This window comes from Kitasatospora sp. NPDC058115 (assembly GCF_042884635.1).
In the GTDB taxonomy this organism is placed as follows: Bacteria; Actinomycetota; Actinomycetes; order Streptomycetales; family Streptomycetaceae; genus Kitasatospora.
This window is the reverse complement of sequence record NZ_JBHVTL010000018.1, coordinates 16,381-42,794: the sequence shown is the minus strand read 5'-3', so window position 1 is coordinate 42,794 and position 26,414 is coordinate 16,381. Positions and strand designations below refer to the sequence as shown.

The following is a 26,414-nucleotide window of genomic DNA, read 5'->3' as shown; positions in this document are numbered from 1 at the left end:
GCCGTGCCCGGGCGCTACGTCGTCGAATGGGTGCTGTGGCCGGAGCGTGCGGTCGCGCCGCGGTACCAGTGTTCGAGGGTCAGCACGTGCCACAGGTGCTTGGAGTAGTCCTGGTGCCCGGCGGCGTCCTCGGCGACCAGCCGCGCCAGCGCGTCGCGGCGCAGGAAGCCGGAGCGGACCAGCTCGCCGTCGTTCACCACCTCGCGCACCAGCGGCGCGAGGTCCCGGCTCATCCAGGCCCGCAGCGGGGCGCTGAACAGGCCCTTGGGCCGGTACACGATCTCCCGGGGCAGGACGGAGGTGGCCGCCTCCTTGAGCACCGCCTTGCCCTGGCGTCCGACGATCTTGCGGTCGCCCGGCACGGCGAACGCCGCCCTGACCACCTCGACGTCCACGTACGGCACCCGCACCTCGGTGGAGGCGGCCATGCTGGAGCGGTCGGTGTACGCGAGGTTCAGGCCCGGCAGGAACATCCGGGCGTCGCCCAGGCACATCCGGTTGACGAAGTCGTCGAGGTCGTTGTCCTCGTAGACGTCCGCGTGCTCGGTCAGCACGTCCTCGACCGTCCCGGCGAGGTCCGGATCGACCAGGGCGAGCAACTCCTCCCGGTCGTACATGGTGTAGCTGCGCCGGAAGGCGGTCTCCTCCGGGAGCTCGGCGAAGGAGAGGAAGCGCTTGGCGAACCGCACCGAGCGCAGCCCCCGGCGGGCCGTGGCGACCGGCAGCCGGTCCACCGCCATGGCCAGTCCGCGCCGCAGCGGGCGCGGGACGCGCTGGTAGCGCAGCGCCAGCCGGTTGGCCAGGTGCTTGCGGTAGCCGGCGAACAGCTCGTCGGCGCCCATCCCCGAGAGCATCACCTTGACCCCGGCCTCCCGGGCGGCCGAGCAGATCAGGAAGGTGTTGATCGCGGCGGGGTCGCCGATCGGCTCGTCCAGGTGGTAGGTCATCCGCGGCAGCAGGTCGAGCACGTCCGGGGCGATCTCGATCTCGTGCAGGTCGACGCCGAACCGCTGCGCCACCTGCCGGGCGTAGCGCAGGTCGTCCGGCATCGCCTCGAACCTGGCGTCCTCGGCGCGGAAGCCGATGGTGTAGGCGGAGATCCCGGGCCGGTCGCGGGCCGCCAGCGCGGTCAGGTAGCTGGAGTCCAGGCCGCCGGAGAGGAAGGTCGCCACCGGGACGTCGGAGAGCAGATGACGCCGGGTCGACTCCTCGACGACGGCCGCGAGGTCCGGCAGCTCGCCGGCGCGGGCCCGCTCGCGGCCCTCGGCGGCGACCTCCCGCAGGTGCCAGAACCGGCCCCGCTCCACCCGGCCGTCCGGCCGGCAGCGCAGCCAGCTGCCCGGCGGCAGCTTCTCCGCCTCGCGGAACGCGCACCGCGAGTCCGGCACCCAGTAGTACAGCAGCGAGGCCACCAGCGCCGCGTGGTCCACCTCCAGCGACCCGCCGGTGGCGGCCGCCAGCGCCTTGAGCTCGGAGGCGAAGACCAGTCCCTCGCCGCGCCGGATCAGGAACAGCGGCTTGATGCCGAGCTGGTCGCGGACGAGCACCAGCTCGCCGGTGCGCTCGTCGAAGATCCCGAACGCGAACATGCCGCGCAGCCGGGGCAGGCAGTCCGTGCCCCAGCGCCGCCACGCCTCCAGCAGCACCTCGGTGTCGGAGGTGCCGCGGAAGCGCACCCCGGCGGCCTTCAGTTCGGCCCGCAGCTCGGGCGCGTTGTACAGCTCGCCGTTGTACGTCAGGACGAGGCCGTCGGAGACCATCGGCTGGGCGCCGGTCTCCGACAGGTCGACGATGGCGAGCCGGCGGTGCCCCAGGTGCACCTCGCCGTCCCCGACGGGATGGCCGTAGCGGCCCGCGCCGTCCGGCCCCCGGTGGGCGAGGGTGTCGGTGAGCAGGTCGGTCACGACCTTCCCGTCCGGCCACCGGTACGTGCCCGCGATGCCACACATGTCCTACCGCACCTCCTGGTCACTGTCCGGGACCCGTGTGGTCCACAAGGTCGTGCGTCCGGTCCGCCGCCGGCCGGTCCCGTTCTGCCGGACCGGCCGCTCGTAGCGCCCGCGCGTCACGATGTGCGGCCGGTCCCACAGCGTGCCGTCGGTCCGGTCGCGCGGATCGGGGTCGATCAGCACCACGCCGATCACCGCGATGCGCTGGTCGGCGAGCTGGCGTGCCACGGTGTGCAGCCACGCGGCGCTGCCGCGCCCGGCCCGCACCACCAGCACGGTCCGCTCGCCCAGGTACCGCAGGTCGCTCCACGCCGTGCCGGGCGCCACCGAGCCGACGCCGATCCGGCGCTCCTGGGACGGCGCGTCCCCGGCCTGCTCGCCGCGGACCACGGTCGGGCCGTCCGGCGCCGGGCGGCGCTTGGCGAGCTGCGGGCCGGGCAGGCCGTCGACGACCACCACCGGGCCCTCCGGCGCCAGCGCGCCCGCGAGGTCCAGGGCGATCGCGGCGGTGCTGCGGGCACAGCCCAGGTCCAGCAGCGACACCGGGTCCGGGGACTCGCGCACGGCGCGCGCCAGGGTCGTGGTGAGCCTGGTCCGGGCCGTACGGGTCCGCGGGAGCTGCCACCGCCCGGCCGGCGGCCGGGGCACCCGGCGCAGCTCGGCGAGCACCGACGCCCCGAGGTGGGCCGCGATGTCCCGGCGCAGCACCGGGCGGTCCGCCACCACCACGCCGATCGCGCTCACCGTGAGCCCGAGGACGAGCCCGAGGACGAGCCCGATCGCGGCGTCGGTGGCGGCGGTTCTGGCGAGCGAGAGCGGCACCGCGTGCGGGGCGTCCACGATCTGGGTGCCGGCCACCAGCCGGGGCGTACCGGTGTGCGCCTCCGCGGCGCGCCGGGTGAAGTCGGTGATCCGCGAGCTGAGTTCGGCCCGGCTGGCGTACAGCGCCTCCAGCCGGGCGGACGCCTTCGGCCCGCTCTGCTGCGGGGTGTCCCCGATCTCCTGGTTGACCTGGGCGAGTTCCTGCTGCATCCGGTCGCGCTGGTCGAGCAGGGACTTCGCCTCGGCGTCCGCGGCCTCGTTGATCCGTCGCACGTGGTCCGCGACGAACGCGTCGGCCAGCGCCTTCGCCCGGGCCACCGCCTCCTCCTCGGTACGTGCCTTCACGGTGATCTGCAGCAGGTTGTTGGTCAGGCCGAGGCCCCCGTAGTCCGCCAGGAAGTCCACCGGCCGGTCCGCGGACCCGACGGCCTTCAGGGCCGCACCCGCGATCCCCACCGTCTGCAGCAGGGCGGCGTCGGTGCGGATCAGGGTGCCGGGATCGTTCGGGGAGTCCGCCTGGTGCGCGACCAGCACCGTGGTCACCGCGCTCGGCGGCGCCGGGCGCAGCACCGCCGCCGCCGTCCCGGCCAGCAGCCCGAGCAGCGCCAGGCAGCACCAGAAGCGCCGGCGCCTGCGCACCGCGACCACCAGCCCCTGGAGGTCGACCAGGGGAGTGGCGGCCGGCGACTCCGACGTCGTACTCGTCGTCACCCCGAGCCTCTCCCCGTCTCGTCGCCGACCGTGAGCGCCGGCCGGGCGCCGCTCGCGAGCGCCGGAGCGGCGCCCTCCATGAGCGCCGGCGCGCCGCCTTCCGTGAGCGCGGGCGCGGCGGCGTCCGACCGGCGGCCGGACGAGCGCTTCGCCCGGTCCCGCACCGCGGCGGCGACGACGACGCCGACGATCTCGTGCCCGGCGTCCGCGCACGCCCCGGCGACGCCGCGGAGCTCCGCCTCGGTCCAGTTGCCCGCGCTCAGCACGACCAGGACCCCGGACTCCTCGTCACGGTCCGCCACCAGCGGCCGGGACACCGGAACCCCGACCACCCGCAGCAGCGGATCGCCCCCCGCCTCGGCGGCGAGCCGACCGGCCGCCCGGCGGGCCGTCCCGTCGCCGTCCGGGACGACGACCAGCAGCTCCCGGGGGGACGCCGGCCGCTCCCGCAGACGGGCGCACACCCGCCGGTAGCGGACCTGCCGGCCGGCCTCGTCCCCGGAGGCGTGCGGGACCGGCAGGTCCCACCGGACGTCGGTGCCCAGCAGCCGGCGCACCAGGCCCCGCGGGCCGCCCGCCTCGGGGCGCCGCGCCGCGCGGTCACCGGGGACGTCGACGGTGCCGAGGAGCACCGAGCCCAGCGCCCCGGCGATCTCCGCCTCGGTGCGCAGCCGGCGGCTCGCCCGGGCCGCGGCGAGATGGCCGATGACCGCGAGCAGGAGGAACGCCAGCGCCCCGCCGGCGACGAGGTGCGCCGCCGTCGGCGGAGTCGCCGCCTCCGGCCGGGGGGCCGGTCCCAGCACGACCATGCCGGCCTTGCCGGCCGCCGGGTCGACCTGCTCCAGCTTGCCGACCGCCTCCTGCAGCGCGGTGCGCAGCTTCGCCAGCTCGGTGCGGGTCTGCACGCTCTCCACGGTCTGTCCCGGATTCGCCGAGTCCGCCAGCTCGGTGATGCGGCGGCTGGCCTGCGCCACCAGCTGCCGCAGGGCCTGCGGCTGCGAGGCCTCGGCATCGGTGCCGTCGCCCGTGAGCCGGGCGGCGAACGCCACGAACTGCTGCGCCACCTGGTCGGCGAGCTGCTGCGCCTGCTCCGGGGTGTCGCCGGTGCCCGAGATCTTGATGATGTTCCCGTCCGCGGCCGTGGCGCTCACCCGGTCCCGCAGCCCGTCGCCGGTCCACGGCCGCCCGAGCGTGGCGGCCGCGCGGTCGAGCACCACCGAACTGGTCGCGAGCTGTGCCTGGGTCATCAGCTCGCGCTCCTGCCACGCCCCCGGCAGCAGGACCGAGGCCGCGGTGGAGTACCGCGGCGGGAACAGCAGCGAACTGCCGTAGCCGACGAGCGCACCCACCACGGCGAGGACGGCGAGCAGCCGCCAGCGCCGGCGGAGGATCCGGCCGACCGTGACCAGGCGTATCGCTTCCTCGCTCAACGGCGCGGCCTCTTCCCGGCCCGGCCCCGGCGGCCGGCCCGCCCCGGAGCGCCGTCCCGGCAGGCGGCGTCGTAGGCGGCGAGCAGCGAGCGCTGGGAGTTCCGCCAGGCGAGCGGCCCGTTGATCCGCTCCTGGCCGAGCTTGCCCATCCAGGCCCGCCGGTCCGGGTCGTCCAGCAGCTCCGCGACGAGCTCGGCGAACCGCGACTCGTCGTTGGCCGGCGCGTAGACGGCCGCGTCACCGGCGGAGACCCGGGCCTCGCGCAGGTCGAAGGAGACGATCGGCCGGCCCATGACCATGTACTCCAGGACCTTGTTCATGGTCGACACGTCGTTGAGCGGATTGCGCGGGTCGGGGGAGAGGCACACGTCCGAGGTGGACAGGTAGCGCGCCAGGTCGGCGTCCGGAATCCGCCCGGTGAACTCCACCTGGTCCGCGAGCCCGAGCCGCCGGGCCAGCTCCACCATCGCGTCGAAGGTGTCGCCGGCGCCGACGAACACCGCGTGCCAGTCGGTCCGCCCGACCTCGTCGCGCAGCTTGGCCAGGGCCCGCAGCGCGTAGTCGACGCCGTCCTGGGGGCCCATGACGCCGAGGTAGCACAGCAGGTGGGGCTTGCCGCGCTTGAGCTCCGGCTCGGGCGGCACCGGCCGGAACCGGTCGGTGTCGGGCGCGCTGCGCACCACGAAGACGTCCTCCGGCCGCAGACCGCCCCGGTGCAGCGCGGTGTCCCGGTAGCTCTCGTTCGTGGCGAGCACGACGTCGGCGGCCCGGTAGGTCAGCCGTTCCAGCGCGCACACGCCGCGGTAGAGGAGGTCCTCGCCGCGGTCGAACCGGGACAGGTACAGCTCCGGGACCAGGTCGTGCTGGTCGAACACGAACCGGGCGCCGCGCCGCTTCAGCCACAGCGCCGGCAGGAACAGCAGGTCGGGCGGGTTGCAGGCGTGGACCACGTCGACCGGGCCGACCCTGCGGGCCAGCCGGGCCGTGTGCCACAGCGCCGATCCGTACTCCCGGAGGTAGCCGGCCGGCCCTCCGGTGGCCGCGCGCAACGGGTAGCGGTGGATCCGCACCCCGTCGATCACCGCCTCCGCCTCGGTGTCCCGCTTGCTCCCGCGCGGACAGATGACGTCCACCGTCCAGCCGGCGTCGCGCAGCGTCGTGCACTCCTGCCACACCCGCCGGTCGAACGGCACCGAGAGGTTCTCCACCAGGACCAGCGCGCGACGGCCCCGCCCGTCGCGGCCGGTGACGTCACCAGGCAAGGCCCACGTACCCCGGCTCGGCCCGGCGCGCGTCGGCGTCGGGCAGGTGGACGAGGTCGACGATCAGCGGGCCGTCCCCGTGCGGCAGCGCCGCCAGCACGGCCGGGTCCTTCGTCCCCACCACGCACACCTCGGCGTGGCCGAGCACCTCCTCGACGGAGTCGGTGAGCAGCTGCGCGAGGTGCGGCAGCCTGGTCTCGATGTACTCGCGGTTCGCGCCGAGCAGCCGGGAGAGGTTCACATTGGGGTCGTGGATCCGCAGGTCGTAGCCCTTGCCGAAGAGCCGCTCCGCCAGCTCGACGAGCGGGCTCTCGCGCAGGTCGTCGGTGCCGGGCTTGAAGGACAGGCCGAACAGGCCCACCCGCCGCTTTCCGGTGCGCTCGACCAACTCCAGGGCGCGCCGCAGGTGTTCGGCGTTGGAGGGCAGCACGTGGGAGAGGATCGGCACCGCGACGTCGGCCCGCTGCGCCGCGTGGACCAGGCTGCGGAGGTCCTTGGGCAGGCAGGAGCCGCCGAAGGCGAAGCCGGGCCGCAGGTAGGCGGGGCTGATGTTCAGCTTGTGGTCGGCCAGGAACACGTCGATCACCTGATGCGAGTCCACCCCGAGCGCCCGGCAGACCGCGCCCAGCTCGTTGGCGAAGCCGATCTTGAGGCCGTGGAAGGCGTTGTCCGCGTACTTGATCGCCTCGGCGGTGGGGACCGGCACCCGGAACACCTCGCCGGGCAGGCCCTCGTAGAGCGCCGCGACGACGTCGCCGCTCTGCGGGTCGAGCTCGCCGATGACGGTCTTGGGCGGGTCGAAGAAGTCCCGCACGCTGGTGCCCTCGCGCAGGAACTCCGGGTTGACCGCGACCCCGAAGTCCACCCCGGCGGTGCCGGCGTACTTCTCCAGGATCGGCACCAGCAGGTTCAGGCAGGTGCCCGGGAGCATGGTGCTGCGGAACACGACGGTCTGCCGCCCGCCCCGCTCGGCCACCGCGGCACCGATCTCCTCGGTGACCCGCTCCAGGTAGGTGGTGCACAGGCTGCCGTTGGGCTCCGACGGGGTGCCCACGCAGACCAGCGACACGTCGCTGCCCATGATCGCCTCGCGGACGTCCGTCGTCGCCCGCAACGTCCCGGCCCGCACGACCTCGGCGATCATCTCGCCGATCCGCTCCTCGACCACCGGGGCCTTGCCGTCGTTGACCAGGTCCACCTTCACCTGGTTGACGTCCACCCCGATGACCTCGTGGCCCAGGCTGGCCAGGCACGCGGCCGACACGCAGCCCACGTAGCCGAGCCCCAGGACACTGACCCTCATGAAACGTTCCTCCCCTCGGGCAGGCCCTTGTGGCCGGCCATCCGCGCGTCGATCGGACGACGCCCCCCACGCATCCCGCGCACCCCGCGGGTTCCACACGTTCCGCACGTCCCGCGCATCAGTAGGCCCCCTGCCCCTGGAGCACCGCGCGCAGCGTCTTCCACAGGATCACCGCGTCCAGCGCGAGCGACCAGTCCTCCACGTACCGCAGGTCCAGCCGGACGGCCTCCTCCCAGGGGAGGTCGCTGCGCCCGCTGATCTGCCACAGGCCGGTGAGCCCGGGCTTGACGAGCAGCCGCCGCCGGATGTCCGGCCCGTACGCCGCCGACTCCTCCGGCAGCGGCGGCCGTGGACCGACGAGCGACATCGAGCCGGCCAACACGTTGAACAGCTGCGGGAGTTCGTCGATCGAGTAGCGGCGCAGCACTCCGCCCACCCTGGTCACCCGGGGATCGTGGCGGAGCTTGAACAACAGCCCGGCGCCCTCGTTGTAGGCGGCCAGCTCGGCCCTGGCCCGGTCGGCCCCGGCGGTCATGGTGCGGAACTTGACCAGGGTGAACTGCCGGCCGTCCTTGCCGACCCGGGGCTGCCGGTAGAACGCCCCGCCCGCGCTGTCCGCCATCACCAGCAGCCCGACGAACACCATCAGCGGTGCGAACAGGATCAGCAGGATCACCGCGCCCAGCCGGTCGACGACCTCCTTGACGGCCCGCGGCCCCCCGGTGAAGGTCGGCATGCTGACCCGCAGCATCGGGATGCCGAGCACCGCGTCGACGTGCAGCCGCGGCCCGGCGACCTCCATCAGCACCGGGGCCACGACCATCTCCGCGTCGCCGCCCTCCAGGTTCCAGGCCAGCCGTTGCAGCCGGTCCGGCGTCCAGTACGGGTCCGGGGTGATCGCCACCACGCGGAACCCGTCGCGGCGCACGTGGTTGGCGACGTCCGACAGCCGGCCGACCACCGGCACGCCGTCCAGCCGGTCACCGCCCGGGCCGAGGGTGTACGGCGTGCACACCGCCTCGACCTTCCAGCCGAGGTGGGGGAACTTGCGGGTGCGGGCGATCAGGTCGCGTACCGTCGCCGGGCTCCCGGCGGCCAGCACCGGGCGCAGGCACCGGCCCTCGTTGCGCCTGCGGTGCAGCCAGACGCGCAGCAGGTACCGCTCGGTCATGGTGACGGCCGTGATCGCCGGGATCGCCACGAAGATCCAGAGCTTGATGTTGTGCGAGGTGAGGGCGATCCCGCCGAGCGACAGGACGACGGCCGCGGTGAACAGCGCGCGCCCGAGCCGGCGGAACTCCTCGGCGCCCTGGCCGAGCACGGCCGGGGCCCACGACCGGGTCACCGCCAGTGAACCCAGCACCAGAAGCTCGGTGCCGAAGGCGAGAATTCCCCATTTCTCGTGCCAGTTCGCGGCGTCCCGGACCCCGAAGAAACCGCCTATCGCGGCGACCACGAATGCGGTGGCCACGGTATCGCTGGTGATCACCGCCCGGCGGTACTGCTGTTCCCAGTCGATCCTCGGTCGGCCGATTCCCGCCTTGACCGGAGGACGCCGCTGTGTCGATTGCGCCGATTGCGCCGACGGTAACGGGCGGACCGTTTCCCCTTCCCCCTGCTTCGCATTCCGTTCCAGGTCACCAGTGGGTTCGACGTGCTCGCTCCACACGATTCCTCCCCCCGGGAGGCTTGCGCCTCCCGTGCTGCTCCTCCCTAGGGGAGCCCCCGCCCTCCCGTCGTGCCGCGCTGTTCCTGCCGGCGGGAGTCCCCACTCCCGCGCACGCCAAATACCGCTCTCGCAGCGCTTGTTGAACATCCCGCCGAGCGTCGGCGGGTTCGCCCCGGCCGGAGCCCCGAGTGCACGGGAAACTGCCGGCGGGTCGCCCCCTTGCGGCCGGAGCCCCGCGTTCGGGCTCCGGTGAATGATCTCCCCCATACTGCCGCCGGGGACGCGCCTGTCAGCCGTCCCCGGTGCCGGACCAGTGGATCATGACGGTGTCGCTGGTGTCCGGCGGTGAGCAGTGCAGTCAATCTAGAGCATCCGGGAGCTCCAAAGAGGGGGATATGTGAAACGTGCACTCGAAATTTGACGTTGGATCCACCGGACGGCCACCGGTGGCGGTGGCCCGGCGGCGAATGCCCGCGCGGTGACCTGCGGCGACAAAGGTGCGGGAGATCGTCTTGAAAAGGCCGGGCGCGGCGTCCGGACGGCCGGGCACGGCGAGGGACTGGACAAACCTCGCGAGCGCCTCGGCCGTCCGGCGCGGGGCCGGCTCAGCCCGCGGCGCAGGTGCGGGCCAGGCGGGCGCCGGCGGCGGTGAGCCAGTGGGCGGCCCGGGCACGGGCGTCGGCCGGATCGCCGGACAGCTCCGTGAGGGTGAGCGCGCCGGGGCCGGTGGCCTCGCCGGCGACGACCCGGGCGGGGACGCCGGCCCGCCCGGCGCGGGCGAGGACCTCGCCGACGGCCTTGCCGAGCAGGCTGGTGGCGTCGAAGCGGCCCTCGCCGGTGATCACCAGGTCGGCTCCGGCGAGGGCCCGGTCGAGCCCGGTCAGTTCGGCCACCGCCGCCGCGCCGGGGACCACCCGGGCGTCCCAGGCGGTCATCAGGCCGTACGCGGTGCCGCCGGCCGCGCCCGCGCCGGGCAGCGCCGGGTCGCCCCCGAGCAGGTCGGCGAAGCGGCGCAGCCCCGCCTCCAGGACGGCCACGAGGGCCGGGTCGGCGCCCTTCTGCGGCCCGTAGACCGCGGCCGCTCCGGTGGGGCCGAGCAGCGGGTTGGTGACGTCGGCCAGCAGCCGGACACCGCCCGGCGGCGCGGGGCGCAGGGCGCTCCGGTCGAGCCGGTGGGCCCGGGTGAGGGCGCCGCCGCCGTCCGGGAGGAGGGCGCCGGTGTCGTCCAGCAGCCGCAGGCCGAGGGCGGCCAGCAGCCCGGCGCCGCCGTCGGTGGACGCCGAGCCGCCGAGCGCGACGGTCACCCGCCGCGCCCCGGCGTCCAGCGCGGCGGCGATGGTCTCGCCGGTGCCGCGGGTGCCGGCGGTGAGCGGGGCGAGGGCCCCGCCGAGCAGCGGCAGGCCGCCGGTGTCGGCGAGTTCGACCAGTGCGGTGCCGTCCGGCAGCAGCGCGTAGCGTCCGGCGACCGGCCGTCCGTCGGGGCCGGTGCAGCCGGGCACCGGGTGCACGGCTGCACCGGGGAGGGCCGCCGCGAGCGCGTCGAGGGTGCCCTCCCCGCCGTCGGCCATCGGACGGATCAGCAGGTCGTCGTCCGGCCGCACCGAGCGCCAGCCGGCGGCCAGGGCCAGGGCGGCGTCCCGAGCGGCGACGGTGCCCTTGAAGGAGTCCGGCGCGAGGATGACCCTCACGGCCGGGCCAGATGGGCGAGGTGCCGCTCGATCAGGGTGCGCAGCGTCAGCTCGCCCGGGGTGTCCCAGATCTCCTGGTTGAAGATCTCGACCTCGATCCAGCCCCGGTACCCGGCGGCGGTGACCAGGTCGGTGAGGGCGCGGAAGTCGATGTGGCCGTCGCCGACGTGACCGCGGCCGAGCAGGGCGTCGGCGGGCAGCGGCAGGGTCCAGTCGCACACCTGGTAGGAGGCGATCCGCTCCTCCCGCCCGGCCCGGGCGATCTGCTCGGGCAGCGCCGGGTCCCACCAGACGTGGTAGCTGTCCACGACGACGCCCACCTGCCGGGCCGGGTGCGGGGCGGCGAGGTCGAGCGCCTGGCCCAGGGTGGAGACCACCGCCCGGTCGGCGCAGAACATCGGGTGCAGCGGCTCGATCGCCAGCCGTACACCGAAGTCGCCTGCGTGCGGCGCGAGTTCGCCCAGCAGGTCGGCGACGGCGGCCCGGGCGCCGACCAGGTCGCGGCTGCCGGCCGGCAGGCCGCCGACGACCAGCACCAGGGTGTCGGTGCCGAGTTCGGCGGCCTCCTCGATCGCCCGGAGGTTGTCGGCGAGCGCGGCCCGGCGCTCCTCGGGCCCGGCGGCGGTGAGGAAGCCGCCCCGGCACAGGCTGCTGACGGCGAGTCCGGCGTCCCGGCAGAGCTTCGCGGAACGGGCGAGTCCGGTCTCGGCGACCTTGTCGCGCCAGAGCCCGATGGCCGGGATGCCGGCGTCCACGCAGCCCCGCACCGCCTCCGGGAGGCTCCAGCCCCGGGTGGTGATCTGGTTGAGCGACAGCCTCTCCAGGCCGTTCACCGCGGTGGCGCCGCTCATGCCGTCACCCCCGCGACCGCGAGCAGCCGGCGCATCCGGGCGGCCGCGAGGTCCGGGTCGGGGAGGACCCCGGCGGCGTCCGCCAGCCGGAACAGCTCCACCAGGTGGGGCACCGAGCGCCCGCTCTGCGCACCGCCCACCATGGTGAAGTGGTCCTGGTGACCCGCCAGCCAGGCGAGGAAGACCACCCCGGTCTTGTAGTGGAAGGTCGGCGCGGCGAACAGGTGCCGGGCCAGCGGCACGGTCGGCGCGAACAGCTCCTCGTAGCGGTCGAGGTCGCCCTCGTCCAGCGCCCGCAGCGCCGCCGCGGCGGTGGCCGCGATCGGGTCGAAGACGCCCAGCAGGGCGTGGCTGTGGCCGAGTTCGTCGCCGCGGATCAGCTCGGGGTAGTGGAAGTCGTCGCCGGTGTACATCCGCACCCCGGCCGGCAGGGTGCGGCGCAGGGCGATCTCCCGGCCGGCGTCCAGCAGGGAGACCTTGATGCCCTCGACCCGGTCGGCGTGCGCGCCGATCAGCTCCAGCACGGTGGCGGCGGCCGCGTCGAGGTCGGCGGAGCCCCAGTAGCCGGCGAGCGCGGGGTCGAACATCTCGCCGAGCCAGTGCAGCAGTACCGGCTGCTCGGAGGCGGCGATCAGCTCGCCGTAGACCTCCAGGTAGTCCTCCGGGCCGCGGGCGGCGGCGGCCAGGGCGCGGCTGGCCATCAGGATCGGCCGGGCGCCGGCCTCCTGGACCACGGCCAGCTGCTCCTGGTAGGCGGCCCGGACGGCGTCCAGCGGGTGGGGGCCGGGGGCGAGCTGGTCGGTGCCGACGCCGCAGGCCAGCAGGCCGCCGCAGGCGCGGGCCGCGGCGCCGGAGCGGGTGATCAGCTCGCGGGTGGCCGGCCAGTCCAGACCCATGCCGCGCTGGGCGGTGTCCATCGCGTCGGCGACGCCGAGGCCCAGCGACCACAGGTGGTGGCGGAAGGCGAGGGTGGCGTCCCAGTCGACGGCGGCCGGGGCGCCGGGGGCGTTGTCGCCCAGCGGGTCGGCGACCACGTGGGCGGCGGCGAAGGCCGTCCGCGAGCGGGCGGCGGCGGTCGAGGCGGGCAGGGCGGCGGGCTCGCGCAGCCGGATCCGGCCGTGGCCGGGCAGGTCGATCTCGGTCATGGTGTCAGCGCAATCGTCTCGTCGGCGGGCGGCTGCGGGGCGGGCGGTTCCCCGGCGGCCGGGTGCATGGTGGCCGGCCAGGGTGTGGCCGGCGGGCCGTCACAGGGACAGCTCGGGGACGTCCAGCCGGCGTCCCTCGCGGGCGGAGCGCAGACCGAGCTCGGCGAGCTGCACGCCCTTGGCACCCTCCAGGAGGTCCCAGTGGTACGGGGATCCGGTGGTCACGTGGCGCAGGAACAGCTCCCACTGCGCCTTGAAACCGTTGTCGAAATCCTCGTTGTCCGGCACCCGCTGCCACTGCGCGCGGAACGGCTCGGTCGCCGGCAGGTCCGGGTTCCAGACCGGCTTGGGGGTGGCCGCACGGTGCTGGAAGCGGCACTCGCGCAGCCCGGCGACGGCGCTGCCCTCGGTGCCGTCCACCTGGAACTCCACCAGCTCGTCGCGGTCCACCCGCACCGCCCAGGAGGAGTTGATCTGGGCGGTGATGCCGCCCTCCAGCTCGAACACGCCGTACGCGGCGTCGTCGGCGGTGGCCGGGTAGACCTGCCCGCGCTCGTCGGTGCGCTCGGGGATGTGGGTGGCGGTGTGCGCGTACACCGAGCGCACCGGGGCGATGATGCCGTCCAGCACGTAGCGCCAGTGCGGGAACATGTCGAGGACCATGCCGCCGCCGTCCTCGGCGCGGTAGTTCCAGGACGGCCGCTGGGCCTGCTGCCAGTCGCCCTCGAAGACCCAGTAGCCGAACTCGCCGCGCACCGAGAGGATCCGGCCGAAGAACCCGCCGTCCACCAGCCGCTTGAGCTTGCGCAGGCCGGGGAGGAAGAGCTTGTCCTGCACGGCGCCGTTGCACACCCCGGCGTCGCGGGCCAGGCGGGCGAGGTCGAGCGCGGCCTCCAGCGACTCGGCGGTGGGCTTCTCGGTGTAGATGTGCTTGCCGGCGGCGATCGCGGTGCGCAGCGCGGCCTCCCGGGCGGGGGTGACCTGGGCGTCGAAGTAGACCTCGGCGAGCGGGTGGGCGAGGGCCTCGTCGAGCGAGGTGGTCCAGTGGGTGAGGCCGTGCCGGTCGGCGAGGTCCTTGAGCTTGTCGGCGCTGCGGCCGACCAGGATGGGCTCGGGCCACAGCGTCTCGCCGTTGCCGAGCGGCAGGCCGCCCTGGTCGCGGATGGCCAGGATGGAGCGGACCAGGTGCTGGCGGTAGCCCATCCGGCCGGTGACGCCGTTCATGACGATGCCGATCACCCTGCGGGACATGGGGGTTCTCCGATTCGTTGCTGGTGCGGGGGAGCGCGTGGTGCGGGGGTGGTGCGAGGCGCTGCGCGGGCGCGCGGCCCAGGGGCGCGCGCCGGGGCTCACGCGGTGCGGTCGACGTCCTCGGCGAGGACGGGGTGGGCGAACGGCTGCCCGGCGGTGTAGCGGGCGAGTTCGTCCGCGGCGGCGGCGGCCATCCGGTGCAGTTCGCCGCCGAGGGAGCCGGCGACATGGGGGGTGAGCACGACGTTCGGCAGGTCGTAGAGCGGGGAGTCGGCGGGCAGCACCTCGGGCTCGGTGACGTCGATGACGGCGTCCAGCCGCCCGGAGGCCGTCTCGCGCACCAGCGCCTGCTGGTCGACCAGGGAGCCGCGGGAGGTGTTGACCAGGGTGGCGCCGTCGCGCATCAGCGCGAGCCGGCGGCCGTCGATCATGTGCCGGGTCTCCGGGAGCTCGGGGGCGTGCACGCTCACCACGTCGGAGGCGGCGCACAGTTCGTCCAGCCCGACGGCGCGCGCACCGAGCCGGGCGGCCTCGGCGGGGTCGACGTAGGGGTCGTGCAGCAGCAGGTCGAGGTCGTGCGGGCGCAGCAGCTCCAGCACCCGCCGGCCGATCCGGGAGGCGCCGACGATGCCCACGGTGCGCCGGTAGTTGCCCGCCGTGGCGTAGGCCAGCTGCCAGTCGTACGGCGCGCGGCGGCGCCGGTACTCCTCGCGGATCGGCAGCAGCCGCTTGTTGGCGAGCAGCACGACGGCGACGGTGTACTCGGCGACCGGCAGGGCGTTGGCCCAGGCCGCCGAGGTGACCTGCAGACCGCGGCGCCAGCAGGCGTCGGTGACATGGTGCTTGACCGAGCCGGCCGCGTGGATGACGGCGGTCAGCCGCGGCGCGGCGGCCAGCACCTCCTCGTCGATCGGCGGGCAGCCCCAGCTGGAGACGATCACCTCGGCGTCGGCGAGCGCCGCGCGGGCCCCGGGGGTGCTGAAGTCGTCCAGGACGAGCGCCGGGTCGAGGTCGGCCAGCGCGGTGAGCCGGGCCATGGTGTGCGGGTCGATCAGGCGGCCGGCGAGCTCGCGGTGCATGGCGAGGACGGCGCGGGGACGGCAGGCTGGCCGGCTGTCGGGCACGGTGGTCTCCCGGTCGGGCGAAGGGGCGGGTTCGGTGGCGGCGGGGCCGGGAGCGGGGGTCACTTGACGCTCCCCGCGGTCAGACCGGCCTTCCAGTGCCGCTGGAGCAGCACGAACGCGAGCACGAGCGGCACGACGGCGAGCAGCGAGCCGGTGATGACCAGCGGGTAGTACTCGGGGAAGGCCTTGGTCTGGGCGTTCCAGCTGAACAGGCCGAGGCTGACCGGGAAGAGCCGGTTGTCGGAGAGCATCACCAGCGGCAGGAAGAAGTTGTTCCAGATCGCGGTGAACTGGAACAGCAGCACGGTGACGAAGCCCGGCATCACCATCCGCAGCCCGATCGACCAGAAGGTCCGCAGCTCCCCGGCGCCGTCCATCCGGGCGGCCTCCAGGACCTCGTTCGGCACGTAGCCGGCGCAGAACACCCGGGCCAGGTACACGCCGAACGGGTTCACCAGGGAGGGGATGAACACGGCCCAGAAGGTGTTGACGATGCCGAGCTCGGAGGCCAGCAGGTACATCGGCAGGGCGAGCGCCGTGGTGGGCACCAGCACGCCCAGCAGCACCAGGCCGAACAGCTTCTCCTTGCCGGGGAAGCGGTAGACGTGGAAGGCGTAGCCGGCCGCGACGCACACCAGCGCGCACAGCAGCGAACCGATCCCGGCGTACAGCAGCGAGTTGAGGTACCAGCGGAAGTAGATGCCGTCGCCGGTGGAGGCCAGGTCGCTCAGGTTCTGCCCGAGCTGGAAGTTGTCGGCGCCCAGGGAGTTGCCGCCGAGCAGGTCGGCGGTGTTCTTGGCGGAGGCGGTGAGCAGCCAGCCGAGCGGCCACAGGGTGTAGAAGGTGGCCAGCAGCAGGGTGCCGTTCACGGCGACCTTGGAGAGCGTCCAGGGGCGGCGCGGCCGGCCGGAGCGCTCCGGCCGGGTGGGCGGGGCGCTGCTGGGGCGGGTGGCGGTGGTGGTCATGCGTCGGCCTCCCGCCGGCGTTCGGAGCGGCCCCGGGTGAGCCGGGTGACGGCGAAGGAGAGTCCCGCCGCGGCGAGCGCCAGCAGCACCGAGGCGGAGGCGGCGAGGCCGTAGTCGTGGCGCTCGAAGGCGGCCGTGTAGGCGTACATGTTCGGGGTCCAGGAGGAGGTGACGCCCGGCGAGGTGCCGTAGAGGATCATCGGCTCGGTGAACAGCTGGAGCGAGCCGATCACGGTGAACAGGCCGACCATGGCGATCGACGGCCGGATCAGCGGCACCTTGATGCTCAGCGCGGTGCGCAGCGGCCCGGCGCCGTCGACGACGGCCGCCTCCAGCACCGAGCGGTCGATCGCCTGCAGGGCGGCGAAGAAGATGACCAGGTTGTAGCCGGTCCACTGCCACAGCGCCATGTTGACGACGGCGGGCAGCGGGTGGCCGAGCGGGTCGGGCTGCGTCCCGAGGCTCTCCAGCGCGTCCAGCACCGGGCTGATGCCCGGGGTGTAGAGGTACATCCACAGCAGGGCGGCGATGATGCCGGGCACGGCGTGCGGGATGAACAGCGTCAGCTGGAAGAAGCGCCGGGCGCGGGCCAGCGTGGAGTCCAGCAGCAGCGCCAGGACCAGCGCCAGGCCGGTCATCAGCGGGATGTAGATCAGGCAGTACTGCGCGGCGGTCACGAACCCGCCGCGGAACGCCTCGTCGCCGAGGGCCCGGGTGTAGTTGCCGAGCCCGGTGAAGACCGTCTCGGCGTCGCCGAAGCCGAGGCCGTCGCGGCGTTCGGTGAACAGGCTGAGCTTGATCGCGTAGCCGATCGGGATCAGCGTGCACGCGGTGAAGAGCACGAGGAACGGGGCGAGCAGCACGGCCGGTGCCCCGTACCGCCCGCGCCGCCGCCGGCCGGCGGCGGCGCGGGCGGTACGGCCGGGATGGGTGCCGGTGGTCACTGGGCGACCTTCAGTCCGCGGTTCTTGAGCTCGGCGAGGGTGGCCTGCTGCGCGGTGTCGAGCGCCTGGTCGATGGTGCCGCTCCGGTCGGCGACCTTGCCGAAGGAGTCCTTCAGCGAGCCGTTGGTGAGGCCCATCGCCGGGCCCCAGGTCCAGCCCGGCTTGATCGACTTGGCGGCGTCCGCGTACAGGGCGTAGAGGTCCTGGCCGCCGTAGAAGTCGGTGTTGAAGGCCTGCTTGGCGACCGGCACCAGCTCGGTGGCGGCCGGGTAGGCGGAGGAGGTGCCGGAGGAGATCCGGGCCTTGAAGCCGTCGGCGGTGGTGGTCGCCCAGGTGGCGAACTCGACGGCGGCCTTGGCCTTCTTGCTGTCCTTGGACACGGCGAAGGTGGTGCCGCCGAGCATGCCGCTGGCGGGGGTGCCGTCCCAGCTGGGCATCGGCGCGGCCGCCCAGGCGCCGTCGCCCGCGGGGGCGGTGCCGACGTTGGCCTTCAGGACGCCGCCGCCCCAGGTGGCGCCGAGGTAGCCGGCCGTCTCGCCCTTCTGCAGGGACGCGGTCCACTGCTGGCTGAAGGACGGCATGACGCGCACGAGGTCCTCGTCGGCCAGCTTCTGCCAGTACTCGGAGACCTTGCGGGTCTCCGGGCCGGTCAGCTCGCTCTTCCAGGCCTCGTCGGCGGCGGTGAACCAGTGGGCGCCGTTCTGCCAGGCCATCGCCTCGAAGGTGGTCGGGTCGTCGGGGAAGAAGGTGGCGATCCGGGTGTCCGGCTGGGCGGCCTTCAGCTGCTGCGCCGCGGTGCGGAACTCGTCCCAGGTGCGGGGCACGGTGATGCCGGCCTTGGCGAAGAGGTCCTTGCGGTAGTAGAAGACCTGGGGCGAGGCGTCCAGCGGCAGGGCCCAGGTGCGCCCGCCGAGCGAGGTGAGCTCGACGGCCTGCGGCAGGTACTTGGCCTTGAGGTCGGCGCCGACGAGCTTGCTGATGTCCTGGACGGCGCCCTGGCTGACGAAGTCCGGCAGCTGCGGGTACTCGACGTTGAAGACGTCGGGGGCGTTGCCGGCCTTGACCGCGTTGGAGAGCTTGGCGTAACCGCCGGCGGCGCCCGCCGGGATCTCCTCGAAGGTGACCTGGATGTCCGGGTGGCTCGCGTTGAACGCGGCGACCACGTCCTTGGTGCCCTTCGCCCAGCCCCAGAAGGTCAGGCTGACCGGCTTGCCGTCGTCCGCGGCGGCGGCCCCGGCCCCGTCCCCGCTGCTGCCGCAGGCCGCGAGCAGGGTGACACAGAGCGCGGCCGAGGTGGCCGCGGCGGCGACGCGGAGGGCTCTGCGCCGGGAGAGGGGGGTCGAGCGCATGGGTGGGCTCCTTACGGCGAGGGTGCGCGGGCCCCTGGACGGTCGGCTCCGACCGGGACCCGCAGAGGGGTGGGGGCGATTGGCTGTCATCCTGAGCAGGTCGGCGATCGGAGTCAAGAGATTTGGATCAAATGATCTGACCTGATCGGCCGTGACGGCTCCCCGGAGGGCCTTCGCGACCTTCAGGAATGCCGAAAAATCGGGGCATTGGGCCGATGCTGGGGCAACATCACAATCCGATCAAGCCGTCCATTTGATCGCCTCAGCTTGACGAATGATCAGGTGCTGCCTAGATTCCGGCTGACCACCCCATCACGGAGGACCTCATGCGCCTGCCCCCGGAGGACCGCGACCTCAGCCCGCACACCGGCTGGACCAGGGAGCACTGGGAGGCGGTCGCCGACGCCCTGCTGACCGCGGTGCGCCCCCACGCGAGCCCCGGCGGCGCGCTGATCGACCTGCCCGGCCCCCGCCCCAGCCGCTCCGGGCGCCGCTCCGACGGCCTGGAGGGCTTCGCCCGCACCTTCCTGCCCGCCGCCCTGCGGGTGGCCGGCGCGGGCGGCGCCGACCCGCACGGCCTGCTGGCGCACTACGCCGCCGGACTCGACGCGGGCACCCGCACCCCCACCGCCGAGCGCGACCTCGCCGACGGCGACCGCGAGTCCTGGCCGCTGATCACCGACCGCGGCCAGGCCATGGTCGAGGCCGCCTCCATCGCCTTCGCCCTGCGCCTGACCCGCCCCTGGCTCTGGGACCGGCTGCCCGGACCCGTGCGCGACCGGGTCGGCCGCTGGCTCACCGACGCCCTGCACCGGGTGCCCAACGACAACAACTGGTGGCTCTTCCCGCTGTCCGTCGGCGGTTTCCTCGCCGAGGCCGGCATCGCCGAACCCGAGGCCCGCGCGGCGGTCCGCCGCGGGCTGGAGCACATCGACCGCTGGTACCTCGGCGACGGCTGGTACACCGACGGCCGCCCCCGCGCCTTCGACCACTACAACGGCTGGGCCCTGCACCTCTACCCCGTCCTGCACGCCCACCTCGCCGACGACCGGGCCCTGCGGGCCGAGTACGGCGAACGCCTCGCCGCCCACCTGGCCGGCTACGCCCACACCTTCGGCGCCGACGGCGCGCCCGTCCACCAGGGCCGCTCGCTCACCTACCGCTTCGCCGCCACCGCCCCGCTCTGGGCCGGGGCCCTCACCGGCCACACCCCGCTCGCCCCCGGCACCACCCGCCGGCTCGCCTCCGGCGCGCTGCGCCACTTCCTGGACCGCGGCGCCGTCGACGACCGGGGCCTGCTCACCCTCGGCTGGCACGGACCCGACCTGCGGCTCGTCCAGGTCTACTCCGGCCCCGCCTCCCCGTACTGGGCCGGCAGCGCCTTCCTCGGCCTGCTGCTCCCGCCCGGCCACCCGGTGTGGACCGCGCCCGAGGGCCCGGCCCCCGCCGAGGAGCGCGACACCGTGCTCGCCCTGCCCGGGCCGGGCTGGCTGGTGCAGTCCACCGCCGCCGACGGCCTGGTCCGGCTGCACAACCACGGCAGCGACGACCAGCCCGCGGACGCCGTGGGCCCCGACGACCCGCAGTACGCGCGGCTCGCCCACTCCACCGCCACCGGGCCGTCCTTCGAGGGCCCCGCCGACAACCACCTCGCCCTGCTGACCGGCGACGGACCCACCGAACGCGGCCGCGTCCACCCGCTCGGCACCGGCCCCGGCTGGGCCGCCTCCCGCTGGCACCCGCGGGTCGGCGGCCGCGAGGTGCCCGGCGTCACCGTCACCTCGCTCACCCTCGCGCACGGCGCCGAGGAGCTCCGTGCCCACCTGGTCACGGGCGGGCCGGCCGGCACCCCGGTCACCCAGACCGGCTGGGCCGTCGCGGGCACCCGCACCGAGCGGCACCTCGCGGCAGGCGTCCGGGCCGACGGGCGGCTCGTCTCCGAACTGCACGCCCTGCACGGCTTCACCGCCGCCGACAGCGCACCGGTCCCCGGCGGCACCGCCTTCGGTCCCGAGGCGGCGCTGCCCCGGCTCACCGGCGACCTGCCCGCCACCGGCCCCGCCCTGTTCGCCTGCGCCGCCCGGCTCACCGCCGCCGGGCACCCGTCCGCCCTCGCGGACGCCCTCACCCTGGAGGCCCGGACCGACGACGGGGATCCGACGGCCGTCCTGCTGACCGTCCGGCCCATCGGCGCCCCGGCTCTGCGGATCCGGCTGGCGCCGGGCGAGGTCACCGTCCTCGCCGCCGAAGAGGACTGAACCGCCGTGCCCCTCGGCCCCACCCGGACCACCACGCGCCCGTGCCGCCGCCCACCCGCCCGTCCTCGTCGACGCCCTCACCCGCGCAGGCCCGGGCCGACGAGCGGGATCGGGGCGGTCGTCGTGCTGACGGACCATCCTGCGGAGGAGGGCGGGGCCGCCGTGCCCCTCGGCCCCGCCGGGACCGCCACGCGTCCGTGCTGCCGGCCACCCGCCCGTCCTCGTCGACGCCCTCACCCGCGCGGGCCCGGGCTGACGAGCGGGATCGGGGCGGTCGTCGTGCTGACGGGCCACCCTGCGGAGGAGGGCGGGGCCGCCGTGCCCCTCGGCCCCGCCGGGACCGCCACGCGTCCGTGCTGCCGGCCGCCCGCCCGTTCTCGTCGACGCCCTTACCTGCGCGGGCCCGGGCTGACGAGCGGGATCGGGGCGGTCGTCGTGCTGACGGACCACCCTGCGGAGGAGGGCGGGGCCGCCGTCCTGACCGTCCGTTCCGCCGGTGCCCCGCTCGATCCGTGGCCCGCCCGGGCTGCCGCCCGCCCGTGCGCCTTCGACGCTGCCGTGCGCCCGCAGGAGCGGCCGGGGGCGGGCGTGGCCGCCGTCCGCCCCGCTGAACAGGACTGAACCGCCGTGCCTCTCGCCCTCGCCACCCTCGGTCTGCCCGACCTGCCGCTCGACCGTGCCGCCGCCCTCGCCGCCGAGCACGGCTGGCACGGCCTCGAACTGCGCTGCGCCGACGACCAGCCGGTCCGCCTCGGCCTGGACGCGGACGAGCGCCGGCACACCGCCCGGCTGCTGTCCCGCGCGGGCCTGCTCCCGCTGACCCTCGCCTCCTACGTCGGCGTCGCCGCCCCCGGCCCGGACACACCGGTGCTCGCCGCGCTGACCGCCCATCTGCGGCTGGCCGCCGACCTCGGCTGCCGCCACCTGCGGGTCTTCCCCCACGGCGGCCCCGGCCCGGCGGCCGAGGCCGACCGGCGCGCGGTCCGTAGGCTGCGCGCGGCGGCCCCGCAGGCGGCGGCCCTCGGCGTGCGGATCCTGGTGGAGACCCACGACTCCCACCGGGCCGGCGCCGCGCTGGCGCCCCTGCTGCGCCGGGTGGACCACCCGGCGGTCGGCGCGCTCTGGGACCTGCTGCACACCTGGCTGGCCGGCGAGACCCCCGAGCAGACCCACCGGGCGCTCGGCCCCCACCTGGGATACGTGCAGGTCAAGGACGTCGCCTCGGCGGACGACCTCACCCCGCTGCCGCTCGGCGCGGGCATCCTGCCGATCACCGACTGCCTGCGCCTGCTGCCGCACGGGGCCTGGGTGGCCTGGGAGTACGAGGCCCCCTGGCACCCGGATGCCGCGCCCCTCGCCCCGCAGCTGGGGCCGGGCGCGCGGCACCTGTCCGCGCTGTTGCCGGGCTGAGGTGGGCGGAGCCGGGTTCGGGCCGTGTTCCGCCCGGTTGTGGGAGGGCCACGCCGAGTGGGCCCTCGCGTTTTCCGGCTCGTCGTGCCTGCGGCTGCTGCGGCCCGGGGCCCGGGTGGTGTGTGGGTGCGAGGCTTCGTGGCATCCGGTTGCCGCGTCTCTCGGTTCGCGGCGGTTGCCGGGTTGAGGCGGGCGGAGCGCCGGGTCGCTGCCGTTCCGGTTGCGGGGCACCGCCGCGTGGTGAGCGGGTGGTCGGCCGCTTTGGCGCCGGGGGGGGGGACAGCCGCGCCGAGCGGGCCCCCGCGTTCCCCGGCCCGTGGCCGACTCGTGCCTCTCGGTCCGCGGCTGGGGCCGGGGGTGCGGCACCTGTCCGTGCTGCTGCCGGGCTGAGGTGGGCGGTGCCGGGGCCGGCCACCGTTCCGGCCGGTCGCGGGAGGGCCACGACGAGCGGACCCTCCGGTTCTCCGGTTCTCCGGATCGTCGGGCTGCGGCTTCTGCGGCCCGCCGTTCCGGTCGCGGGGCACCGTCGCTCGGTGAGCGGGTGGTCGGCCGCCTTGGCGCCGGGGGGGACAGCCGCGCCGAGCGGGCCCCCGCGTTCCCCGGCCCGTGGCCGACTCGTGCCTCTCGGTCCGCGGCTGGGGCCGGGGGCGCGGCATCTGTCCGCCCTGCTGCCGGGCTGAGGCGGGCGGAGCCGGGTCCGGGCCGTGTTCCGCCCGGTCGCGGGAGGGCCACGCCGAGCGGGCCCTCGCGTTTTCCGGCCCGTCGCGCCTGCGGCTGCTGCGGCTTCTGCGGCCCGCCGTTCCGGTCGCGGGGCACCGCCGCGCGGTGAGCGGGTGGTCGGCGGCTTTGGCGCCGGGGGACAGCCGCGACGAGCGGGCCCCCGCGTTCCCCGGCCCGTGGCCGACTCGTGCCTCTCGGCCCGCGGCTGGGACCGGGGGCGCGGCATCTGTCCGCCCTGCTGCCGGGCCGAGGCGGGAGGAGCCGGGTTCGGCCACCGTTCCGGCCGGTTGCCCCGGCACCGCAGGGGGAGGGCCGCGATGGGCGGGTCTCCGCGTTCTCCGGCGCGTCGCCGACTGCCTCCGCCTGCTGCCGGGTTGAGGCGGGCGGGGCGCCGCGCGGCCGTTGTTCCCGGTCGCGGGGCGCCGCTTCGACGGGCGGGCCCCGCGTTTCCCGGCTGCGTCAGGACGACACGGCGGGCCGCAGATCCGCCGGCTCCGCCGCCGTCACCCCGGCGGGCTCGGGCCCCACCCGGCGCCGCACCAGCACGGCCGCCAGCGCCGCCAGGGCGAACGCCGCGCCGGCCCACGGCAGCTGCCGCGTCCCGGCGGTCGCCACCACCAGGCCGCCGACCGCGCTGCCGACGGTGATGCCCAGGTTGGAGAAGGAGATGAACAGGCTGTTGCCGAACTCCGGCGCGTCCCGGGTGTCGCGGGCCAGCCAGGTCTGGCTCACCACGAGCCCTCCCGAGTGCACCGCCCCCCAGAGCAGCACCACGAGGACCATCGGCGCGGGCCACGGCCCGACCGCCCGGACCAGCGCGAAGACCAGGACGTAGAGGACGGGGAAGGCGGTCACCGTCCGGACCGGGGTGCGCTCCAGCAGCCGGCCGAAGAGCAGGTTGCCGAGGACCATCACGATCCCGAAGGCCATCAGCAGCCCGCCGATCGTCGACCCGCCCAGCCGGGTGACCCGCTCCAGGTACTCGGCGAAGTAGCCGTAGACCGAGAACATCGCCGCGAAGACGAACACCACGGCCGTCAGCGCCAGCCAGGTCCGGGAGCGCCGCAGGACGCCCAGTTGGCGGCCGTAGGAGAGCCGCCGCTCGGCCGGCATGGCCGGGAACAGGGCCAGGACCCCGAGCAGGGCGAGCAGGTTGGCGCCCGCGCCGAACCAGAACGCGGCGGCCAGGGAGAGGTGTTCGGCGAGGTAGGAGGTGATCGGCACCCCGAAGGCGAAGCCGAGCGTCACCCCCGCGAACACGGTGGTGACGGCCCGGGTGGCGCGCTCGGGCGGGACGAGCCGGGTGGCGGCGGTGAGCGCGACCGCGAAGAACACCGGGTGGAAGACCGCCGGCACGATCCGGAAGACGAGCATCACCGAGAAGCGGTCGGTGAGCGCGTACACGGCGTTGGACGCGGCGAACACCGCGAGCGCCGACGCGAGGACGGTCCTGCGCCGCACGCCGGAGGCCAGCAGCGTCGCGAACGGGCCCGCGACGGCGACCACGAGCGCGAAGACGCCGACGAGCCACCCGGCCGTGGACGGCGCCACCCCGAGCTCCTCGGAGATCCTGGGCAGGACGCCGACGACGCCCATCTCCGTGGTGATGATCCCGAACACCCCCAGCGAGAGGGTCAGGACGACAGGACCGGTCTTTCCCATGACTGCCTTCCACCGCCCGGCCGTCCACGGGAACGGCTCCGCCGCCCCGCAACTCCGAGCTACAAATCTAGATAGTTAGATGAATTTCGCCGCGGAAAAGGGCGCATCCCTCCCCGGCGGCGGACCGGAACGAAGCTCAGAGCTGGTCGCGCACGTACGCCGCGAAGGCGGCGATGGTCGCCTCGTCGCGTCGGTAGAAGGTCCACTTGCCGATCCGCTCCGACACCAGCAGCCCGGCGTCCCGCAGGATCTGCAGGTAGCCGGACACCACCGACTGCGCCAGCCCGGAACGCTCCCGGATGTCCGTCACGCACACGCCGATGTGGAAGCCGACGCCGCGCTCCAGGTAGTACTCCTCGTCGAAGTACCGCTCGGGATGCTTCAGCCAGTGCAGGAACTCGGCCCGCGCGGGGTTGGCGAGCGCCTTGTGAACGGCCAGCGGATCCACCGTGCACTCCTCTCGCGAGCCGGACCTCCGGGAACGCATCCAATATTCTCGATACGAAGAAATTCGTCAACCTGACCCGACGCGGCCCGACCCGACCCGACGCGGCCCTACCCGACCCGACGCGGCCCTACCCGGCCCGCGGCGTCGTCAGCTCGGCGCCGCAGGAGGCGCGCACGTGCAGGACCGGGAGCAGGGACGTGCGGTGCACCGGGAGCTCGTCGCCGACCGCCAGCCGGCGCAGCAGCATGTCGACCGCCGCCCCGCCGACCGCGCGTTTGGGCGGGGCCACGGCGGTCAGCGGGGGCGCGGCGAGTGCGGCGAAGACGTCGTCGTAGGCGACCAGCGCCACGTCCGCGGGCACCGTCAGGCCGTGCGCGCGCAGCAGCGGCGGCAGTCGCAGCGCGTCCTGGTCGTTGTGGACGAGCACCGCCCGCGTCCCGGAGTGCACGGCCTCGGCGATCCGCGCCACCAGCACCTCGGGGTCGGCCGGTACGCTGCCGGGCCCGAGGGTGTCCAGCGCCGGCAGGGCGGGCAGTCCGAGCAGCCGGGTGCCCTCGCGGTAGCCGGCCCGCACCTCGGCGGCCGTCCAGGAGTCGCCCCGGGCGGCCAGCAGCACGCTCCCGTGGCCGAGCCCGGCCAGGTGGCGCAGCGCGCTCAGCACCCCGTGGCGGTGGTCGGAGGTCACGGTGTCCAGCCCGGACCCGGGGCCGTCCGGGGTGGGGGAGCGGCGTTCCACCAGCACGGCGGGCACCGGCAGGGTGTCCAGCCAGGCGTCGTCCTCGGTGGCGCGGCCGGGGAGCAGGCCCGGGGCCAGCAGCAGGCCCTCGGCGCCGGACTCCAGCAGGCGTTCGGCCTGCAGCCGGTCGCCGCCCGCGCCGTACGGGGCGATGCCGAGGACCAGCCGGGCCCCGGCGGCGGTGGCGGCGGCCCGGGCCCCGGCGATCACCTCGTCGAAGTAGGAGCCGACCGAGGGCACCAGCAGGCCGAGGGCGCGGCCCTCGCCGGGGCCGGGGGCGGCCGGTGCCCCGGTGGCGTCCGGGCGCTCCAGGGAGACGAAGCCGTGGGAGCGGGAGAGCCGGCCGGCGTCGGCGAGCGCGGCGATGTCGCGGCGGACCGTCACGGCCGGGATGCCCAGTCGTCCGGCCAGCTCCGTGAGGCGGACCCGCCCGCCGAGCTCGCCGACGGCCGACACGATCAGTCTGCGGCGCTCTTCCCCCGAAATGGCCATCGTGGCCTCCCCATGTCGTGCCCGCCGAAGCGTCGTCCGGAAGCGGTCAGCCGATGATTTTCCGATCGAAGAGTATCGTTCGATCGAAAATTGATCAATAATACCCAGGACTGTCGATCGATTGACCGTGCGATCACCGAACTCCTAGGGTGACACCGGTGGCTGCCGCCGATCCGCCCGCAGTCACCCGCGCAGCCGTGCGCCCGGACCCACCGAGGTCCCCAC

Annotated in this window: 19 protein-coding genes; 2 read left to right on the top strand and 17 right to left on the bottom strand. The window is 75.0% G+C overall.

Annotated elements, in window-relative coordinates; genetic code table 11:
• Positions 1-14: 14 nt before the first annotated feature.
• The 14 genes from asnB to ACFVVL_RS20085 form a co-directional block, all read right to left on the bottom strand.
• Complete coding sequence (asnB, locus tag ACFVVL_RS20150; RefSeq protein WP_380289012.1) at positions 15-1,949, bottom strand: asparagine synthase (glutamine-hydrolyzing); 1,935 nt, start codon at positions 1,947-1,949, stop codon at positions 15-17.
• A gap of 3 nt (positions 1,950-1,952) precedes the next feature.
• Positions 1,953-3,482 carry a polysaccharide biosynthesis protein gene (locus ACFVVL_RS20145; RefSeq protein WP_380289014.1) on the bottom strand — a complete coding sequence of 510 codons (1,530 nt, stop codon included), beginning with the start codon at positions 3,480-3,482 and terminating at the stop codon, positions 1,953-1,955.
• Positions 3,479-4,912: a polysaccharide biosynthesis protein gene (locus ACFVVL_RS20140; RefSeq protein ID WP_387677016.1), complete on the bottom strand. Its 1,434-nt coding sequence runs from the start codon at positions 4,910-4,912 to the stop codon at positions 3,479-3,481. Before ACFVVL_RS20140 ends, ACFVVL_RS20145 begins: the two co-directional genes overlap by 4 nt.
• A complete protein-coding gene (locus ACFVVL_RS20135) occupies positions 4,909-6,174 on the bottom strand; it encodes a glycosyltransferase family 4 protein (RefSeq protein ID WP_387677013.1) in 1,266 nt (421 codons plus the stop codon). Before ACFVVL_RS20135 ends, ACFVVL_RS20140 begins: the two co-directional genes overlap by 4 nt.
• A complete protein-coding gene (locus ACFVVL_RS20130) occupies positions 6,164-7,477 on the bottom strand; it encodes a nucleotide sugar dehydrogenase (protein WP_380289020.1) in 1,314 nt (437 codons plus the stop codon). The genes ACFVVL_RS20135 and ACFVVL_RS20130 overlap by 11 nt, the downstream gene beginning before the upstream one ends.
• Before the next feature lie 118 nt (positions 7,478-7,595).
• Positions 7,596-9,113 carry a sugar transferase gene (locus tag ACFVVL_RS20125; protein ID WP_380289048.1) on the bottom strand — a complete coding sequence of 506 codons (1,518 nt, stop codon included), beginning with the start codon at positions 9,111-9,113 and terminating at the stop codon, positions 7,596-7,598.
• A 638-nt stretch (positions 9,114-9,751) separates the two neighbouring features.
• Positions 9,752-10,834, bottom strand: coding sequence for a glycerate kinase (locus ACFVVL_RS20120; RefSeq protein WP_387677009.1), 1,083 nt, complete (start codon positions 10,832-10,834; stop codon positions 9,752-9,754).
• A complete protein-coding gene (locus ACFVVL_RS20115) occupies positions 10,831-11,685 on the bottom strand; it encodes a sugar phosphate isomerase/epimerase family protein (protein WP_380289024.1) in 855 nt (284 codons plus the stop codon). Before ACFVVL_RS20115 ends, ACFVVL_RS20120 begins: the two co-directional genes overlap by 4 nt.
• Positions 11,682-12,830 (bottom strand): dihydrodipicolinate synthase family protein, encoded by a 1,149-nt coding sequence (locus ACFVVL_RS20110; RefSeq protein WP_387677006.1) that lies wholly within the window; start codon positions 12,828-12,830, stop codon positions 11,682-11,684. The genes ACFVVL_RS20115 and ACFVVL_RS20110 overlap by 4 nt, the downstream gene beginning before the upstream one ends.
• A 99-nt stretch (positions 12,831-12,929) precedes the next feature.
• Positions 12,930-14,081 (bottom strand): Gfo/Idh/MocA family protein, encoded by a 1,152-nt coding sequence (locus ACFVVL_RS20105; protein ID WP_387677003.1) that lies wholly within the window; start codon positions 14,079-14,081, stop codon positions 12,930-12,932.
• 98 nt (positions 14,082-14,179) lie between these two features.
• The gene (locus tag ACFVVL_RS20100; protein ID WP_387677195.1) at positions 14,180-15,160 is read right to left on the bottom strand and encodes a hydroxyacid dehydrogenase; all 981 of its coding nucleotides are present in this window, start codon (positions 15,158-15,160) and stop codon (positions 14,180-14,182) included.
• Positions 15,161-15,264: 104 nt separating this feature from the next.
• Positions 15,265-16,170, bottom strand: coding sequence for a carbohydrate ABC transporter permease (locus ACFVVL_RS20095; RefSeq protein ID WP_380289030.1), 906 nt, complete (start codon positions 16,168-16,170; stop codon positions 15,265-15,267).
• A complete protein-coding gene (locus tag ACFVVL_RS20090; protein ID WP_387677000.1) occupies positions 16,167-17,114 on the bottom strand; it encodes a carbohydrate ABC transporter permease in 948 nt (315 codons plus the stop codon). The genes ACFVVL_RS20095 and ACFVVL_RS20090 overlap by 4 nt, the downstream gene beginning before the upstream one ends.
• On the bottom strand, positions 17,111-18,463 hold the full coding sequence (locus ACFVVL_RS20085; protein WP_380289034.1) for an ABC transporter substrate-binding protein: 1,353 nt from the start codon (positions 18,461-18,463) through the stop codon (positions 17,111-17,113). The genes ACFVVL_RS20090 and ACFVVL_RS20085 overlap by 4 nt, the downstream gene beginning before the upstream one ends.
• Positions 18,464-18,789: 326 nt before the next feature.
• Between ACFVVL_RS20085 and ACFVVL_RS20080 the strand changes: the two genes are divergently transcribed.
• Positions 18,790-20,721, top strand: coding sequence for a DUF2264 domain-containing protein (locus ACFVVL_RS20080; RefSeq protein ID WP_387676996.1), 1,932 nt, complete (start codon positions 18,790-18,792; stop codon positions 20,719-20,721).
• A 627-nt stretch (positions 20,722-21,348) separates the two neighbouring features.
• Positions 21,349-22,131: a sugar phosphate isomerase/epimerase family protein gene (locus ACFVVL_RS20075; protein ID WP_387676993.1), complete on the top strand. Its 783-nt coding sequence runs from the start codon at positions 21,349-21,351 to the stop codon at positions 22,129-22,131.
• A 1,179-nt stretch (positions 22,132-23,310) separates the two neighbouring features.
• Here ACFVVL_RS20075 and ACFVVL_RS20070 read toward each other — a convergent pair.
• The 3 genes from ACFVVL_RS20070 to ACFVVL_RS20060 form a co-directional block, all read right to left on the bottom strand.
• Positions 23,311-24,513, bottom strand: coding sequence for an MFS transporter (locus ACFVVL_RS20070; protein WP_387676990.1), 1,203 nt, complete (start codon positions 24,511-24,513; stop codon positions 23,311-23,313).
• 136 nt (positions 24,514-24,649) lie between these two features.
• A complete protein-coding gene (locus ACFVVL_RS20065) occupies positions 24,650-24,961 on the bottom strand; it encodes an ArsR/SmtB family transcription factor (protein WP_380289042.1) in 312 nt (103 codons plus the stop codon).
• A gap of 127 nt (positions 24,962-25,088) precedes the next feature.
• A complete protein-coding gene (locus ACFVVL_RS20060) occupies positions 25,089-26,189 on the bottom strand; it encodes a substrate-binding domain-containing protein (protein ID WP_387676987.1) in 1,101 nt (366 codons plus the stop codon).
• Positions 26,190-26,414 lie beyond the last annotated feature (225 nt).

Excerpts from the sequence above, each read along its gene's own strand:
- asnB (WP_380289012.1), bottom strand. The coding sequence starts at position 1,949 with ATGTGTGGCATCGCGGGCACGTACCGGTGGCCGGACGGGAAGGTCGTG.
- ACFVVL_RS20130 (WP_380289020.1), bottom strand. The coding sequence starts at position 7,477 with ATGAGGGTCAGTGTCCTGGGGCTCGGCTACGTGGGCTGCGTGTCGGCC.
- ACFVVL_RS20115 (WP_380289024.1), bottom strand. The coding sequence starts at position 11,685 with ATGAGCGGCGCCACCGCGGTGAACGGCCTGGAGAGGCTGTCGCTCAAC.
- ACFVVL_RS20110 (WP_387677006.1), bottom strand. The coding sequence starts at position 12,830 with ATGACCGAGATCGACCTGCCCGGCCACGGCCGGATCCGGCTGCGCGAG.
- ACFVVL_RS20105 (WP_387677003.1), bottom strand. The coding sequence starts at position 14,081 with ATGTCCCGCAGGGTGATCGGCATCGTCATGAACGGCGTCACCGGCCGG.
- ACFVVL_RS20100 (WP_387677195.1), bottom strand. The coding sequence starts at position 15,160 with ATGCACCGCGAGCTCGCCGGCCGCCTGATCGACCCGCACACCATGGCC.
- ACFVVL_RS20095 (WP_380289030.1), bottom strand. The coding sequence starts at position 16,170 with ATGACCACCACCGCCACCCGCCCCAGCAGCGCCCCGCCCACCCGGCCG.
- ACFVVL_RS20085 (WP_380289034.1), bottom strand. The coding sequence starts at position 18,463 with ATGCGCTCGACCCCCCTCTCCCGGCGCAGAGCCCTCCGCGTCGCCGCC.
- ACFVVL_RS20080 (WP_387676996.1), top strand. The coding sequence starts at position 18,790 with ATGCGCCTGCCCCCGGAGGACCGCGACCTCAGCCCGCACACCGGCTGG.
- ACFVVL_RS20070 (WP_387676990.1), bottom strand. The coding sequence starts at position 24,513 with ATGGGAAAGACCGGTCCTGTCGTCCTGACCCTCTCGCTGGGGGTGTTC.
- ACFVVL_RS20060 (WP_387676987.1), bottom strand. The coding sequence starts at position 26,189 with ATGGCCATTTCGGGGGAAGAGCGCCGCAGACTGATCGTGTCGGCCGTC.